General features: G+C 70.8%; 13 protein-coding genes and 1 pseudogene. 4 read left to right on the plus strand and 10 right to left on the minus strand.

Annotated elements, in window-relative coordinates; all coding sequences use genetic code 11:
- Positions 1-97 precede the first annotated feature (97 nt).
- Together OG595_RS12860 and fdxA are read right to left on the minus strand one after the other, a co-directional pair.
- Positions 98-1,189 (minus strand): bifunctional succinyldiaminopimelate transaminase/glutamate-prephenate aminotransferase, encoded by a 1,092-nt coding sequence (locus OG595_RS12860; protein WP_329271289.1) that lies wholly within the window; start codon positions 1,187-1,189, stop codon positions 98-100.
- A 168-nt stretch (positions 1,190-1,357) separates the two neighbouring features.
- Entirely contained in the window at positions 1,358-1,684 is a 327-nt protein-coding gene (fdxA, locus tag OG595_RS12865) for a ferredoxin (protein ID WP_319092146.1), read from the minus strand.
- A gap of 139 nt (positions 1,685-1,823) precedes the next feature.
- Here fdxA and OG595_RS12870 point away from each other — a divergent pair, with 139 nt between their 5' ends.
- Both OG595_RS12870 and OG595_RS12875 read left to right on the plus strand, forming a co-directional pair.
- Complete coding sequence (locus OG595_RS12870; protein WP_329271295.1) at positions 1,824-2,822, plus strand: GNAT family N-acetyltransferase; 999 nt, start codon at positions 1,824-1,826, stop codon at positions 2,820-2,822.
- A 17-nt stretch (positions 2,823-2,839) separates the two neighbouring features.
- Entirely contained in the window at positions 2,840-3,703 is an 864-nt protein-coding gene (locus tag OG595_RS12875) for a transglutaminase-like domain-containing protein (protein ID WP_329271297.1), read from the plus strand.
- Between the two features lie 139 nt (positions 3,704-3,842).
- Here OG595_RS12875 and OG595_RS12880 read toward each other — a convergent pair whose 3' ends face one another.
- The 8 genes from OG595_RS12880 to OG595_RS12915 form a co-directional block, all read right to left on the minus strand.
- Positions 3,843-4,460 (minus strand): response regulator transcription factor, encoded by a 618-nt coding sequence (locus OG595_RS12880; RefSeq protein WP_329271299.1) that lies wholly within the window; start codon positions 4,458-4,460, stop codon positions 3,843-3,845.
- Entirely contained in the window at positions 4,457-5,644 is a 1,188-nt protein-coding gene (locus OG595_RS12885) for a sensor histidine kinase (RefSeq protein WP_329271302.1), read from the minus strand. Before OG595_RS12885 ends, OG595_RS12880 begins: the two co-directional genes overlap by 4 nt.
- Positions 5,641-6,381: an ABC transporter permease gene (locus tag OG595_RS12890; protein WP_329271305.1), complete on the minus strand. Its 741-nt coding sequence runs from the start codon at positions 6,379-6,381 to the stop codon at positions 5,641-5,643. The genes OG595_RS12885 and OG595_RS12890 overlap by 4 nt, the downstream gene beginning before the upstream one ends.
- On the minus strand, positions 6,378-7,334 hold the full coding sequence (locus OG595_RS12895; RefSeq protein WP_329271308.1) for an ABC transporter ATP-binding protein: 957 nt from the start codon (positions 7,332-7,334) through the stop codon (positions 6,378-6,380). The genes OG595_RS12890 and OG595_RS12895 overlap by 4 nt, the downstream gene beginning before the upstream one ends.
- A gap of 182 nt (positions 7,335-7,516) precedes the next feature.
- Positions 7,517-10,021, minus strand: coding sequence for a hypothetical protein (locus tag OG595_RS12900; protein WP_329271311.1), 2,505 nt, complete (start codon positions 10,019-10,021; stop codon positions 7,517-7,519).
- A 156-nt stretch (positions 10,022-10,177) separates the two neighbouring features.
- Positions 10,178-10,633 (minus strand): DUF6113 family protein, encoded by a 456-nt coding sequence (locus OG595_RS12905; protein ID WP_443073020.1) that lies wholly within the window; start codon positions 10,631-10,633, stop codon positions 10,178-10,180.
- Positions 10,630-11,529 carry an N-acetyl-1-D-myo-inositol-2-amino-2-deoxy-alpha-D-glucopyranoside deacetylase gene (gene mshB, locus OG595_RS12910; protein ID WP_329271313.1) on the minus strand — a complete coding sequence of 300 codons (900 nt, stop codon included), beginning with the start codon at positions 11,527-11,529 and terminating at the stop codon, positions 10,630-10,632. Before mshB ends, OG595_RS12905 begins: the two co-directional genes overlap by 4 nt.
- 49 nt (positions 11,530-11,578) lie before the next feature.
- Positions 11,579-12,256: a hypothetical protein gene (locus OG595_RS12915; RefSeq protein WP_329271315.1), complete on the minus strand. Its 678-nt coding sequence runs from the start codon at positions 12,254-12,256 to the stop codon at positions 11,579-11,581.
- A 311-nt stretch (positions 12,257-12,567) separates the two neighbouring features.
- Between OG595_RS12915 and OG595_RS12920 the strand changes: the two are divergent.
- Positions 12,568-14,199: pseudogene (locus tag OG595_RS12920) on the plus strand (IS200/IS605 family accessory protein TnpB-related protein).
- Positions 14,200-14,616: 417 nt separating this feature from the next.
- Positions 14,617-14,916, plus strand: a complete 300-nt coding sequence (locus OG595_RS12925; protein WP_329271317.1) for an NIPSNAP family protein — start codon at positions 14,617-14,619, stop codon at positions 14,914-14,916.
- Positions 14,917-14,922 lie beyond the last annotated feature (6 nt).

Consider the following 14,922-nt stretch of genomic DNA (forward strand, 5'->3'; position numbering starts at 1 on the left):
GGGGCCCGGGGAACTTCCCCGGGCCCCTCCGTCGCACCGACAGCCGTCGCACTGACAGTCGCCGTATCGCCGGTCGCCGTATCGCCGGTCGTACTGACTACAGGCGGGCGACGGCCGCCGCCACCCGCTCGTCGGTCGCCGTCAGGGCCACGCGGACGAACGTCTCGCCGGCCGTGCCGTAGAAGTCGCCCGGCGCGACCAGGATGCCCAGGTCGGCGAGGTGGGCGACGGTGTCCCAGCAGGACTCGTCCCGGGTGGCCCACAGGTAGAGGCTGGCCTCGCTGTGCTCGATGCGGAAGCCGTGCCGTACCAGGGCCTCGCGCAGGGCAGTACGCCGGGCGACGTACCGTTCGCGCTGCTCGCGTACGTGCGTGTCGTCGCCGAGCGCTGCCACGACCGCCGCCTGGGTGGGTGCCGAGGTCATCATGCCGCCGTGCTTGCGGATCTGCAGGAGCGGGCCGAGGACCTCGGGGTCACCGGCGAGGAAGGCGGCGCGGTAGCCGGCGAGGTTGGAGCGCTTGGAGAGGGAGTGGACGGACACGATCCCCTCGTACGAGCCACCGCACACGTCCGGGTGGAGTACGGAGACCGGGTCGGCCTCCCAGCCCAGCTCGATGTAGCACTCGTCGGAGAAGACCAGCACGCCGTGCTCGCGGGCCCAGGCGACCGTCCGCGTCAGCTCCTCCTTGCCCAGCACCCGGCCCGTGGGGTTCGAGGGCGAGTTGAGCCAGAGGAGCTTCAGGCCGGTGGGGTCCAGCTCGGTCGGGTCGTCGTAGACCTCGTACTCGGCGCGGGCCAGGCGGGCGCCGACCTCGTACGTCGGGTAGGCGAGGCGGGGGTACGCGACCTTGTCCCCCGGGCCCAGGCCCAGCTGGGTCGGGAGCCAGGCGACCAGTTCCTTGGAGCCGACGACCGGCAGGACGTGGCGGTGGGTGATGTCCCGGGCGCCGAGCCGGCGTTCGACCCAGGCGGTGAGCGCGTCGCGCAGTTCCGGCGTGCCCCAGACCGTCGGGTACCCGGGCGAGTCGGCCGCGGCGACCAGTGCTTTCTGGATCAGCTCGGGAACCGGGTCGACCGGCGTGCCGACCGACAGGTCGACGATGCCGTCCGGGTGTGTGGCGGCCGTCTTCTTGTACGGCTCCAGCTTGTCCCAGGGGAAGGTGGGGAGGCGGTCGGAGACTGCGGACACGGGATCTGGCTCACTTTCGAGTACGAAGTACACGTAACGGCGTCACGCACCCGCGTCACGTACATGCGTACGGATGCGTACGGCAAACGCCTCGGTCCCGTACGGCGATCACGATCAAGGTGATCGGGCCGTACGGGACCGGGGCGGCGCAGGCTCTGCGGGCCGCTCTCAGCCGTTCTGGTTCTGCGGCGGGAGCGCGGCGATGAAGGGGTGATCGCGCTCGATCAGCCCCAGCTTGCTGGCGCCGCCGGGCGAGCCGAGCTCGTCGAAGTACTCGACGTTCGCCTTGTAGTAGTCCTTCCACTCCTCCGGAGTGTCGTCCTCGTAGAAGATCGCCTCTACCGGGCAGACCGGCTCACAGGCTCCGCAGTCGACGCATTCGTCCGGGTGGATGTACAAGGACCGGGAGCCCTCGTAGATGCAGTCGACCGGGCACTCTTCAATGCACGCCTTGTCCTTGACGTCGACACAAGGCTGCGCGATGACGTAGGTCACGCTGTCGTTCCTCCTCGATAGGGCGCTGGCGAGCCGTTCAGGCTCCGCCACCTGGCGCGCGGGAGCGCGGCGTCGTCGATGCCCGCACCTAGTATCTCCGTTCCCAGGCATGATCCATACAGGAGGGGTGAACTGACCTGTGGAAATCTCCGCGGCCGGCCGTCTCGAAGTCCGTATAACCGCTGCTGACGTGGGCAAACGTGTCTCTGTTCGACGGCTGAACGAAGAGCCTCCCGGTAGTGAGAGGTTCACCGACACGGTCGGTGTTCTCACATCATGGGACGAAAAGGCGGGTGTGCTTCTGATCACACGGCGGAACGGCGAGCGCGTCCGGGTCACGGAAGCGTCCCTGGTGGCGGGCAAGGTCGTCCCGGCGGCCCCCGCCCGCCGCCACGGTCCCGCCGCCTCGTACGAGGAGCTGGCGCGGGTCTCCGCGCGGTCCTGGCAGCCGGTGGAGAGCGAGCGGTTGGGTGACTGGGAGCTGCGGGCAGCCTCCGGTTTCACCCGGCGGGCCAACTCGGTGCTGCCGGTCGGCGACCCCGGTCTGCCGCTCGACGAGGCGCTGGCCGTCGTACGACGCTGGTACGGCGAGCGCGGTCTGCCCGCCTACGTCCAGACCGCCACCGGCGCCGAGGGCACGCAGGAGCTGCTGTGCGCGGAGCTGGAGGAGCGCGGCTGGACGCGTGAGGTGACGGCCGAGCTGTGGGTCGGCGGGCTGGCGCCCGTCGCCGATCAGGGGGACGCGGGTGCGGTGGTGCTGTCGCGGGAGGCCGACGAGGCGTGGCTCGCGCGGTATCAGCGCAAGGGTGTGAGTGACGCGGCGCTGGCGGTACTGGGAAGCGGACCCTCGGTGTGGTTCGCGACCGTGCCCGGCGGCGAGGGCGAGCCGCCGGCCGCCATCGGGCGGTGTGTCGTGGACGGGCGCTGGGCCGGGTTCGGCGCCGTCGAGGTGGATCCCGCTCAGCGGCGGCGAGGGCTGGCGACGGCTGTCATGGCGGCGTTGGCCGGGCGGGCGCTGGAGGAGGGGGCGTCGGCCTCCTGGCTCCAGGTGGAGGCCGACAACGTGGGAGCGCGTGCGCTGTACGCCAGGATGGGGTTCGCAGCGCATCACTCCTACCACCACTACCGATCGGTGTGAGAGGGCACGGCCCTGTTATGCGTTTCCCACATCCCCTGCCACATCCGCCGGAGCCCGGACGGTCCGCCGAGTTGCGGCGGCTGTTCGCCGACGAGGCCCGGTCCGAGCGGCCCGATCTGACGACGCTGTGCCTGCTGATGGGCGCGGTAGCGGACCGGGCGCTCGACGAGACCGGGATCGACGGCGTGCAGATGGAACTCGACAGGCTGGCCGGACAGTTGCCGTTCCGACCGGGCGGGCCGCGTTCCTGGGCGACGGCCATGCACGAACTCCTGGGCGAGCGCCACGGGTTCCGCGGCAGCCCCGCCGACTATCAGCGGCTGGAGTCCTCGCTGCTGCACGAAGTACTGGTGCGGCGGCGGGGGTTGCCGATCCTGCTGTCCGTGGTGTGGATGGAGGTCGCCCGACGGGCGGGGGCGCCCGTGTACGGGGTGGCGCTGCCCGGGCACTTCGTCGTGGGGTTCGGTCCGGTCGACGAGCAGGTGCTTGCCGATCCCTTCGACGGGGGACGGGTACTGAGCAGCGGGGACGCGGAGTTGCTGGTGGCCGGGGCCACGGGCGAGGCGTTGGACCCGTCGATGCTGGCGCCCGCGGATCCGCTGGATGTGGTGTTGCGGGTGCTGAACAATGTCCGGGCGTGGGGGGCGGCGCGGCCGGAGCGGTCGGAAGTGTCCTTGTGGGCGGTGGAGTTGGCGTTGCTGTTGCCCTCGCATCCGGCCCGGTTGCGGTACGAGCGGGCTCAGTTGCTGGTGCGCAGGGGGGAGTTCCTGGCGGGGGCGGCCGAGCTGGAGGGGTACGCGGAGGTTGTCTCCACGTTCGACCTGCCCGCGGCTGATCGGATGCGGGGGCAGGCCCGAGCGGCTCGGGCCCGCCTCAACTGACCTGATCGCCCAAGCGGCATAGGGGTATCTGTTCGTGGGCGGGTGCGTTGTGGCTTGTCGCGCAGTTCCCCGCGCCCCCAGGTCCGTCACCGCAGCCCCTGTTGGTAAGTGACCGTGCCACCAGCCCGCCGAAAGACCTCTACAACCAGCCCTTCTCTCTCGCTATCCGCACTGCCTCCGTCCGGTTCCTTGCCGTCAGTTTCTGGATGGCCGTGGAGAGGTAGTTGCGGACCGTGCCCTGGGACAGGTGCAGGGTCTTCGCCAGCTCGGCGTTGGTCGCGCCGTCCGCTGCCGCGCGCAGGACCTCCCGTTCGCGGTCGGTCAGCGGGTTGGCTCCGTCCGCCAGCGCGGCTGCCGCCAGGGTCGGGTCGATGACGCGCTCCCCGGCGAGCACCTTGCGTACCGCTGCCGCGAGTTGGGCGGCCGGGGCGTCCTTGACCAGGAAGGCGTCGGCGCCGGCCTCCATGGCGGTACGGAGATAGCCGGGGCGGCCGAAGGTCGTGAGGACGACCAGCTTCAGGGACGGGAACTCCCGGTGCAGCTGGGCCGCCGCCTCGATGCCCGTGGCGCCCGGCATCTCGATGTCCAGGAGGGCCACGTCCAGGTCGGCGTGGGCCCGGGCGGCCGGCAACACCTCGTCGCCGCGCGCCACTTGGACCACGACCTCGATGTCGGGCTCCAGACCGAGCAGCGCGGCCAGCGCCTCGCGGACCATCGACTGGTCCTCCGCCAACAGGACCTTGATCATGCGGCTCATGAACCGGATCCTACGTCCGCCGGAGTGGACGCGGTGCCCGCCGGAACCCTTGCCACCAGGCGGAAGCCGTGTTTCGTGCGGGACGTCTCCAGGGAGCCGCCCGCCTTCTCCAGGCGCTCCGCGAGGCCGGTGAGACCGTTGCCCGGGGTGCCGGAGGTACCGGCCGAGCCGTTGCCCGAGCCGTCGTCCTCGACCGACAGTTCGAGCACCGGGCCGCCCAGGGTCTGGCGGCTCAGCACCTCCACCGTGCAGCGCCGGGCCCCGCTGTGCCGTACGACGTTCGTCACCGCCTCGCGCAGCGCCCAGGCGAGGGCGGACTCCGCCTCCTCGTCGACGTCGGCGGGGACCGGGTCCAGGTCGGGGGGCAGGGCGGCCGTGATGCCCGCCGCCGCCAACGCGACCTGCGCGCCCGCCAGTTCACCGGCCAGCCGGGGGCGCCGGTAGCCGCTCACCGCCTCGCGTACGTCCACCAGGGCCTGGCGGCTCACCTGCTCGATGTCGGCCACCTGCTGGGCCGCCTTCTCGGGGTGGTCGGGGAGCATCCGGCCCGCCAGTTCACTCTTCAGGGTGATCAGGGAGAGGGAGTGGCCCAGCAGGTCGTGCAGGTCCCTCGCCAGGCGCAGGCGTTCCTCGTTCGCCGCCAGTTGGGCGACCGTGGCGCGGGCCTCGCGCAACTCGATGGTCGTGCGCACGAGTTGCCGTACTCCCGCCATGGCGGCGCCGCCGAGCAGGGCCGGGACGAGGAGCGAGGCCAGATAGGAGTGGCCGCCGGGGACGGTCAGCGCGACCGCCGACATCAGGGCCGACGTGGCGGCGATCGCCCAGCGGGACATGCGCAGCGGCAGGGCGGCGCCGGACGAGGTGGAGACGTACACGAACAGGACGAGCCACTCGCGGCCCAGGCTGAGGGCCAGGACGCTCGCCTGGGCGGCGAGGACGGCGAGGGAGGCCACCACCAGGCGGGTGGTCTCGCCGCGGCCCGTGCGGAAGACCAGGGCCGCGTACCAGGCGACGAAGACCGCCAGGCCCAGCCAGCCGAGGACCCGTACGCCCGTGCTGTGGCCGCCGTGGAGGAGGTCGCCGACCGGTGCGCCCAGGTAGACCAGCCAGACGCCGATCCACAGGGACTTCATGACCCGCCGCTTGGGGGTCGCCGGGCGCTGCCCGATGCCGACGCTGCTCACGCCTTCAGCGTGTCCTTCCGGTACAGCCAGGCCGCGCCGCCCGCGAAGAGGACGAACGAGACGGCCAGGATCGCCACATCCTTCGCCTGCGGGGCGTCGCCCAGCTCGATGGACCGCCCCAGGGCAGCGTACGCGTGCGTGGGCAGCCACTTCGCGATGTCCTGGAGCCATTGCGGGAAGGTCGTGGTCGGCATCCACAGGCCGCCGAGCATGGACAGGCCGAAGTACACGATCATCGTGATCGGACGGACCGCGTCCCCGCTCGCGAGATAGCCGATGGCGACCCCCAGGGCCGCGAAGACGAGGCTGCCCACCCAGATCGCGCCGGTGAGCGCCAGCCACTTCCAGGCGTCCAGGCGTACGTCCTTCACGGCCGCCGCGACGACGAAGACGATCACGATCGACGGGAGGCTGATCACGGCCGCGCTCGCCGTCTTCGCGAGCACATAGCCCCGGCCCGGCAGCGGGGTCAGCCTCAACTGCCGTACCCAGCCGCTCTCGCGCTCCTTGGCGATGCGCTCGCTGTTGCCCATCAGGACGGCCGTGAGGGCGCCGAAGGAGGCCATGGAGACCATGAAGAAGGTCGGGAGATTGAGATCGGTGCCCGTCACCTTCGTGGTGCTGTCGGCGCTGCCCGCGATCAGCAGGAACAGCGCGGAGGGGTAGATCACCGAGAAGAACAGGAACTTGCGGTTGCGCAGGGCCCGGGTGATTTCGAGCCTGATGAGGTCGTTCATGCTGTGCGCGCCTCCTCGGCCGCGGCGGTGAGGGTGACGAACGCCTGTTCAAGGCCCAGGCCGGCCACTTCGAGGTTGCGCGGGTAGAGGCCGAGCCCGTACAGGGCGTGGACGGTCGCGTCGGCGTCGGAGGACTGGATGCGGACCTTCTGACCGGACACGTCGAGGGAGGTGAGGAAGGGCAGGGTGCGCAGTACCGCCTCCTCCGCCGGGGCCTCCCCGCTCGCCCCCGTCGCCCCGGTCGCCCCGGTCTCCAGGTCGAAGGAGATCCGGCGGGCGCCCGCCTTCGCCTTGATCTCGGCGGCCGTGCCGTCGGCCAGCAGCCGGCCCCGGTGCAGGACGAGGACGCGGTCCGCTGTCGCGTCCGCCTCCTCCAGGTAGTGGGTGGCGAACAGGACCGTACGGCCCTGGTCCGCCTGCTCGCGCATGGTCGCCCAGAAGGCCTGGCGGGCGGTGACGTCCATGCCGGTCGTGGGCTCGTCCAGGACGATCAGGGCGCTGTCCCCGGCCGTGGCGAGCGCGAACCGGACGCGCTGCTCCTGCCCGCCGGACAGCTTGTTGACCTTGCGGTCGGCGAGCTGGGTGATCCCGGCCCGGGAGAGGACCTCGCCCACCGGGAAGGGGCGCGGGTGCAGGGCGCGGACCAGCGACACGAGCTCGCGGACGGTGACCTCGTCCATCAGGCCGCCGCTCTGGAGCATGGCACCGACATGCCCGCCGACGATGGCGTCCCGGGGACTGCGGCCGAGGACACCGACCGTGCCGCTGTCGGGCTGCTTCAGCCCGAGGAGCAGGTCCAGGGTGGTCGACTTCCCGGCACCGTTGGGGCCCAGGAGCGCCACGGTCTCGCCGGGCCGGAGGGTGAGCGTGAGCCCGTCGACGGCCCGGACCTCGCCGTAGCTCTTGGTGACCTGGTCGAACGCGACCACTGGGGTGGTTTCCATGGGGTCCATGGCATCCATCGTGGCCGCGGACCCGGTCCGCCCGGCAGTGCCGGTGATCCTGACTCGCGGATGACAGATGTCATGGGCGGGACGGTCGTACGAGGGTGACCTGCCCGTACGTCAGGAGGGGCGCCCGGTGTCCCGGGCGCCCCTCCTGACCTGCGCTGCCGTGTGGCCGTACGGCCGTGCGGCTACGAGGGGTTGGTCTCGATGATGCCGACCCGGTCGGTCGTGCTGACCAGGGCCGGGCGCAACGCGCCGATGACGTCCTCGACGGTGACCGGGGTCTTGCTGCCGTTGCCGCGGGTGATCAGGACCTGGCTGAAGGTGCCGCCGTACAGGTCCTTGAGCGCTTCCTTGTCGTAGGCCTCGACGAGTGTGCCGTTGACCGCCTTCACCTGGAGGAACTTCCACAGGGAGTTCTTCGGGCTGAACTCCAGCTCCGGCGCACCGGTGTCCGGGCGGACGGTGACGTTGGCGGACATCGCCGGAGTGGCGAACTTCTTCATCATCCGGTCGACCTCGGCGTTCGTGATCGTCGGCTCCTGCGCCTTGGTGGGCACCTGGACCGGCGTGCTCGTGCCGCTCTCCACCTGGCTGCGGTAGGCGCTCTCGACGGACTCCGCGGCCGCGGCGGCGTCGATGCCCTTGCCTGCCTTGCCGTAGACGGCGACGGCCTTGCCGGACACGAACCTGATCGTGCCGTCGCTCGCCGAACTGGCCCCGCCCGCCACCCGCTGGAGCGCGGCGGCGAGCTTCTCCTCGTCGACCGGCATGACGGGTTCGACGACCCGCTGCTGCCCGAAGAGCGAGCCGATCACCGACACCGGGTTGTAGTCGCTGACCGCCGCCGCCCGGACCGTCGCCTGGGTGTCGAACTGGAGCCCCGCCTGGTCCGGCTTGAGCTCGACCGTCTTTCCGTCGACTGACAGCTTCAGCGCCTGCGTCATCCGGCCGTCGAAGGCGTCGTCGAGCTTCTTGACGGCCTCGTCACGGGTGCCGCCGCCGATGTCGACGCCGAACACGGTGGTGCCCTTGGGCACGTCGGAGTGGTTCATCAGCAGCCCGGCACCGTAAACGCCACCGCCGATGACGATGACGCCGGCGAAGAGCAGCGTCACCTTGCTGCGGCCCTTCTTCTTCGCCTTCTTGCCCTTGGGCGCGGCAGCGGCGGGCGTGCTCGGCGACACCGGCTCGGGCAGCTTCGGCGGGGTGTGCGGAAGCGGTCCGTCGGAGTGCGTGCCCGGCCCGAACGGGGAGTTCCGGTCGGTCGGGACGACGGGCATGCCGCTGGTGAGGGTGGAGCTGGAGACGTTGTCCACGGAGCCGCCGTAGCCGCCGTAGGCCTCGGCGCCCGGGCCGGGGACATGCTTCTGCGGGGTCAGGATCGCGGTGTCGTCGCTGAGCCCGGCGGCGAACCCGCCCGTGCCGGAGACACCGGGGGCCATGCTGCCGTCGCCGACGAACGGCGGGACGACCGGGCCGTCCCCGGTGACGGGACCGCCGGTCGGGCCGGCGGGACCGCGTCCGCCCGGAGCGCCGGGCCCCCCGAAGCCGTTCTGGCCGTTCCGACTGCTCTGGCCGCTCTGGCCGTTCGGAGCGCCGCCGAAGTCGCCGAAGTCGTTGGGCGCAGTGAAGTCGTTGGGCGCAGTGAAGTCGTTCTGGGCGGCGAAGTCGTGCTGGGGACCGAACCCGTTGCTCTGACCGCCGAAGCCGTTGTGACCACCCTGGCCGCCTGGACCGCTTTGGCTGCCCGGGCCGTTCGGGCCACCCTGACCAATTTGGCCGTTCCGGCCGTTCTGGCCGCCCTGCCCGTTGTCCGAGAAGTAGGGCAGGTCGTCGCGGCGCGGCTCGCCACGGCCGTCGGGAACCCCGGCCGGAGTGCCAGGACCTCCCTGGTTGCGGGACTTGCCGGCCGGCGGGTAGGCGGAGGTGCCCGGCGACGACGGGGCCGCCCCGGCCGCCAGCGCGGACACGTCGAAGGAACCGGTGCCACCGCCGTGCCCGGGCGCGACGGGACCGGCGCCGGTGGCACCGCCGAGCCCGGCACCCTTCGTACCGCCGCCACCGGCGGCGCGTGGGCCGCCCGCGTTGCCCGCGGCGCCCATGACGCCCAGACCGGGGCGCGAGCCCGAGGAACCAACGCCGCCTGGAACGCGGGGAGGGGAAGCACCCGCCGGTCCGGTGCCGTTGGGGCCGCCTGGACGGGCACCTGCGGGCGCGGGACCCGAAACACCGGGCAGACCCGCCCCGTTGCTCTCGCCACCGCCTGGACCGGCCTTCGGCGCACCGGACTTGCGCGGCGCGAACCAGTCGCTGGTCTTCTCCCCGGACTCGCCCGGGGATTCGGCGGACGGTTCGGCGGCGCCGTTGGACAGGGGCGCGCCCGGCGTTCTGCCGTCGCCTCCCGCCCCGGGCCGCGCATGGGTCCCGGTGTCCTCGGCGGACTCGGTGTCAGCGACGGGCGTCCGCAGGACGACCGGCGGAATCGGCCGGGATCCGGGGATGTTGATCCGGATCCGGGTCGTCAGCGTGGTCTCGGTCTTGGGTCCGTCCGGCTCCGCGGCCGACGAACGGCCCGCGTCCGCACCGCCGTCGGACGCCATGGGCGTGCCGTACGGCGGTGTCCCCGAGGGGTAGGCGGCACCTCCGCGCCCGTTGGGCCCGGAGGACGGACTGTCAGTTTCACGACTCAAGGCAGGTTCTCCCGGTTGGCTCCGCCGCCCGACGCGACCTCACGCGGGCAGCTCGGCGGCGCGCACCACCATACTGGCCACGTCTGGCGCGTATCCCACGACCGCCGGAGAAACCATCACGGGACCCCCACGCGGTTGCGACGGCGAAGTAGTACGTCACTTGCCAAGTCGGACAGCGGAACCGTCCGGTTGCCGCGTCCGGGCGAGCGTGGCACACATCACAGCGACGGCCATCCCGCCGAGGAGGAAGAGGTACGAGCCGACTCCGGCGGCGAACACGAAGTCTCCCTCCGGGCGGCTTGCGGTGAGCAGGACGACGGCGACCATCCAGCCGGCCGCGGGCGCGACCGCCCCGGCGCGTGTGCCGACGGCACGCGCCCCGCCGAGGAACAGCCCGCCCGCCCCGCCCAGCGCGAGCAGCAGCCCGCCCGGGAACCACGCGGCCTGCACGAGCGCGCCCGCGCCCCCCACGACGGCCCCGAGGACGAAGAGCCCCAGGTAGCCCGCCGCACGCCCCGGAGGGGGCGCGACGAGCGGCTGGGCCATCAGACTGCCCCCGGCCGCACCCTTCCCGCGGGCTTCGCCGACGGGGGCCTTCCCGTTCGCACTCATCGCGCACCACCCTCCGCAGTCACTGCGATCCCGTCGAACAGATCGGTCTCACGTACGGAAATACGCTCAACACCCGCATCCCGCTCAACACCCTCACCACGTACCAACTCGTAGTACTCGTCGGTGAAGAGCGGCTGGGCCTGCTGGTTGGAGAGGGCGAACCAGGGCTCGGCCACCTCCACCTGCGTGGCGTGGGCGCGCATGGCGGCGGCCTTGGCGGCGGCGTACGCGGTCCCGTCGACGGCGGTGGTGACGCGGTCCTCGTCCACGACACCCGGTACGTCGTCGATCGCGCCGGCCTTCGCGAAGGGCAGGCCGGGCAGCGCCTCCCGGAGCCGGGCGAAGCCCTCCTCGGCGACCGGACGGGGCACCCGGTTCCAGTACACCTTGGGGACGCTCCAGCCGGCCTCGGCGGCCAGTTCCACCGCCCGCATGGCGACGCGGTGGGCCTGGATGTGGTCGGGGTGGCCGTAGCCGCCGTCCGGGTCGTACGTCACGACGACCTGCGGGCGGACCTCAAGGATCACCTCGACGAGGTACCCGGCCGCCTCGTCGACGTCCGCCTGCCAGAAGCAGCCGGGGTCGTCGTTGTCAGCGAGCCCCATCATCCCGGAGTCCCCGTACCGGCCGGGTCCGCCGAGCAGCCGGTGGTCGGCCACGCCGAGGGCACGCATGGCCGCGTCCAGCTCACGCAGCCGGTACGCGCCGAGGGCGGCCCCGGTGAGATGCGCGAGCTCGGGCGGAATGACCTCACCACGCTCACCGAGGGTGCAGGTGACCAGGGTCACCCGGGCGCCCTCTGCCGCGTACCTGGCCATGGTCGCGCCGTTGTTGATCGACTCGTCGTCCGGGTGCGCGTGCACCAGAAGAAGACGCCGGTCGGGCAGTTCCGTCATGGGGTCAGCCTACGAGGCGGTGGCGGTCGGACTGATGCCTGCCCGTCCTTCACTCCTCGTGGTCATCGTCAGCATCGTCGTCGAGCACATGGACGATGGCCAGCGCGATACGTTCGATCCAGTCGATGGCGTCGGTGACCTCGGCCTCGTCTATCGGGCGGCGCTGTTTGAGGTCACCGTCGATCAGGTCGGCGTCGTGCGCGATCTTGTTGCGCCGCTGGGTGATCTCCAGATAGCGACTGCGGAGCTTCTTCTCGTTCAGGGTGGTCCGGCCCTGGAACCACTCGTTGATCCGCCCCGCCGCCTCATACCAGACCTTTTTCTCCGTCACGAGCTTGAGCGCCTCGGAGATCTTCCCCGGGTGCTGAAGCGCCTGGCCGGCCAGCTTGTCGCGCAGATGCTCGACGACGGCCTCCGCCAGCGTCACATCACCCCGACGCACCGCCTCGACCCGGAACAGCGGCAGTTCGTACATCCGCAGCTGGTACGGCATGTCGGGGCTGTCTTTGGCCGCCAACTCCGCGACGCGGCGCAGCACTTCCTCATGCAGCCAGTGATCGATCGCCCCGACTGCCTGCACCCAGGCCGCCCGGTAGAAGTCGTCAATATCGATCGTGGGCGACCTGAGGGGGGTGAGCATCCGGCCCGTCTCGACCATGCGCCGGGCGTACGACAGGTTCGTCATGAACGCCTCGAACTGGCGCGTCTGCGGTCTGGGAATGGCCATGCGTAACCCCCGTGTACTCATCTGTCGTCGCCATCGCTGTGGCTACGATCACGATTCCCGAGCCGTACGGGGGACAGTCAAGCGAGTTCGCGATACCTGGACGAAGGTGTCTGATTCCGGTCCGTTGGCTTCCGGATCCCGCCCCTCCGAATGCGAGTGCTGCTGGTCTGTGTGTCGTGTTGCGTACGTCGGCTGTGGGTTTGGTTGAAGCTGGGAACTGATGTTCCCTCATCGAATGCGTGACCTTTACGAGTGGTGCTCGTTTCCCATGACGACGGGATCGTCGGGTGGCATCGGGCGGGGGTGACGGGGTGGGTGAGCTGAGGAGTGTGGCGGCGTCGTTCGTCGCGTCGGGTCCGTCCGGTGTGGCCGTGCGGACCCGTCTCAAGCAGCTGACGCCGGACGATGAGAAGGTGCTGCGGCTGGTCGGCGGGCATCTGGGGTCGCTGGCCTCGAAGGATCTGAAGACGCGTTGCCAAGACGGTCTGTCGCATTCCGGTGAGGCGTGGGCGGTGCGTAAGCGGGAGCTGACGCCGCTGTCGTCGTCGCGGTGGGCGGGCAGTATCACCAATGCCACGCATGACCAGTGGGCGCTGGCCCGCCGCTGCCAGTCGGCGCATCTACAGAACCTGGAAGCGGGCGTTCGCACCATCGAGCAGCGGTTGTCGCTGCCGGTCGGGCAGAAGGGGACGAAGAAGGCGCCCGGGGGTTATCGGTCCCAGCGGGAGTGGCATGCGAAGTCGAGGCGGCTGCGGGTGCTTGAGGACCGGTTGGCCGCCGCCCGCGCCGACCGCGAGGCCGGCATCGTGCACGTCGTACGTGGCGGGAAACGGCTGGCCCGTGCCAGGCATCACCTGGCCGAGGCCCAGCTGACGGAGTCGCAGTGGCGCCGGGGCTGGGAGGCGGAGCGCTGGTTCTGCCAGGCGGACGGGGAGTCCGGCAAGCGCTACGGCAACGAGACCATCCGTATCAGCCCCGACGGCGAGGTGAGCATCAAACTCCCCGCCCGGCTCGCTCATCTGGCGAACGCCCCGTACGGCCGGTACGTCCTGGCCTGCCGGGTCGTGTTCGCGCACCGGGGCGTGGAGTGGGCGGACCGTGTCGCGGCCAACCGGGCGACCGCCTACCGCATCCACTACGACACGGGCCGGGACCGCTGGTATGTGACCGCATCCTGGCAACTCCCGATTACACAGACCGTCCCGATGGAGGTCGCCCTCGCGCACGGTGTGATCGGCGTCGACATGAACACCGACCACCTTGCCGCCTGGCGCCTCGACACCCACGGCAACCCGACCGGCAACCCGCGCCGCTTCTTCTACGACCTTTCTGGCACTGCCGAGCACCGTGACGCGCAGGTCCGTCACGCCCTGACCCGCCTCCTGCACTGGGTGCAAACGTGCGGGGTGAAGGCGATCGCGGTGGAGGACCTGGACTTCACCGCGGAGAAGACCCGGGAGAAGCACGGCCGCAGGAAACGCTTCCGGCAGCTGATCTCCGGCATGCCCACAGGCAAGCTCCGAGCCCGCTTGTCTTCGATGGCCGACGCCACGGGTATCGCAGTCATCGCCGTCGACCCGGCCTACACCAGCCGCTGGGGTGCCCAGCACTGGCAGAAACCCCTCACCACCACGACACGTAAGACCACTCGCCATGATGCTGCTGCCGTGGCGATCGGAAGGCGCGCCCAGGGACACCCGATCCGGCGACGGACGGCACCGCCCCCACACGACCGGAGTGATCGTGCGGGGCATCGGACCGTCCAGGCCAGACTGGGTGTTCCTGGGCGTGAGGGAACCCGCCCCCGCATCCCCGGACCACGGACACGATCCGTCGGCGCCGGACGCCGGGCGAACGCGGGCAACCAGAACGCCCAACACCGTCCGGGGCGTTCGACTGAGCATGAGTTCTGGCAACAGGACCCACTCCCGCTCAGTCCCTAGGAACGGTGGTTCTTGCCCGGGATACGGGCTTGGGCGTGCGAGGGCACGCTAAGGTTTTTCCCATTCATCGGGAAGTTGCCTCTTCCTCGGTGGTCAGGCCCTCGCCTCGGGATTGCCTTCCCGGCGAGGGCCGTCGCATGTCTGCGGTTGTCTGTGAAGTCGCTGATGTTGCTGCGCCGAGCGTAGGGCAGGCAACCGGTCCCGAATCCAGCCGAGTTGCTGATGTTCACTCGCCCGAGTGAGTTTCGCGGCGGCAGCAACGAGGGCCCCAGAGGCGTCCCGGCGGGCGGGAGAGGTGGGGTTTGGTTGGGGTTCTTTCTCTCCAGATGTTCCTTTGAAAAGAGCGCCGGTCGCACCGAAACCCACTCGGCCAGGTTCCGGAGCGGGATCACGTTCCGGCAGGAGAGGATGTCTGGCATGCCGAAGACCACACAGTTGCGTACGTACACCGTTCGGGACGGTCGGCTCGACGAGTGGGTGGAGCGGTGGCGGAAGGAAATCGTGCCGCTGCGGCTGGAGTTGGGATTCACGATCGGAGGGGCCTGGGTGGACCGGGAGCACAGCCAGTTCTTCTGGCTGATCTCGTACGAGGGCCCCGAGACATTCGCGGAACGCAACGCGCTGTACTGGGCGTCGCCCGAGCGCGAAGCCATGAGCCTGGATCCGGACGACTACCTTGTCCACACCGAAGAGCGCACGGTCGAACCGGCCTACTGATCACCC

This window comes from Streptomyces sp. NBC_01451 (genome assembly GCF_036227485.1).
Taxonomy (GTDB): Bacteria; Actinomycetota; Actinomycetes; order Streptomycetales; family Streptomycetaceae; genus Streptomyces.

What these genes read in the sequence shown, in the direction of transcription:
- OG595_RS12915 (WP_329271315.1), bottom strand. Translation starts at nt 12,256, where the DNA reads ATGGCCATTCCCAGACCGCAGACGCGCCAGTTCGAGGCGTTCATGACG.
- OG595_RS12895 (WP_329271308.1), bottom strand. Translation starts at nt 7,334, where the DNA reads ATGGACCCCATGGAAACCACCCCAGTGGTCGCGTTCGACCAGGTCACC.
- OG595_RS12905 (WP_443073020.1), bottom strand. Translation starts at nt 10,633, where the DNA reads ATGAGTGCGAACGGGAAGGCCCCCGTCGGCGAAGCCCGCGGGAAGGGT.
- mshB (WP_329271313.1), bottom strand. Translation starts at nt 11,529, where the DNA reads ATGACGGAACTGCCCGACCGGCGTCTTCTTCTGGTGCACGCGCACCCG.
- OG595_RS12875 (WP_329271297.1), top strand. Translation starts at nt 2,840, where the DNA reads ATGCGTTTCCCACATCCCCTGCCACATCCGCCGGAGCCCGGACGGTCC.
- OG595_RS12890 (WP_329271305.1), bottom strand. Translation starts at nt 6,381, where the DNA reads ATGAACGACCTCATCAGGCTCGAAATCACCCGGGCCCTGCGCAACCGC.
- OG595_RS12880 (WP_329271299.1), bottom strand. Translation starts at nt 4,460, where the DNA reads ATGAGCCGCATGATCAAGGTCCTGTTGGCGGAGGACCAGTCGATGGTC.
- OG595_RS12925 (WP_329271317.1), top strand. Translation starts at nt 14,617, where the DNA reads ATGCCGAAGACCACACAGTTGCGTACGTACACCGTTCGGGACGGTCGG.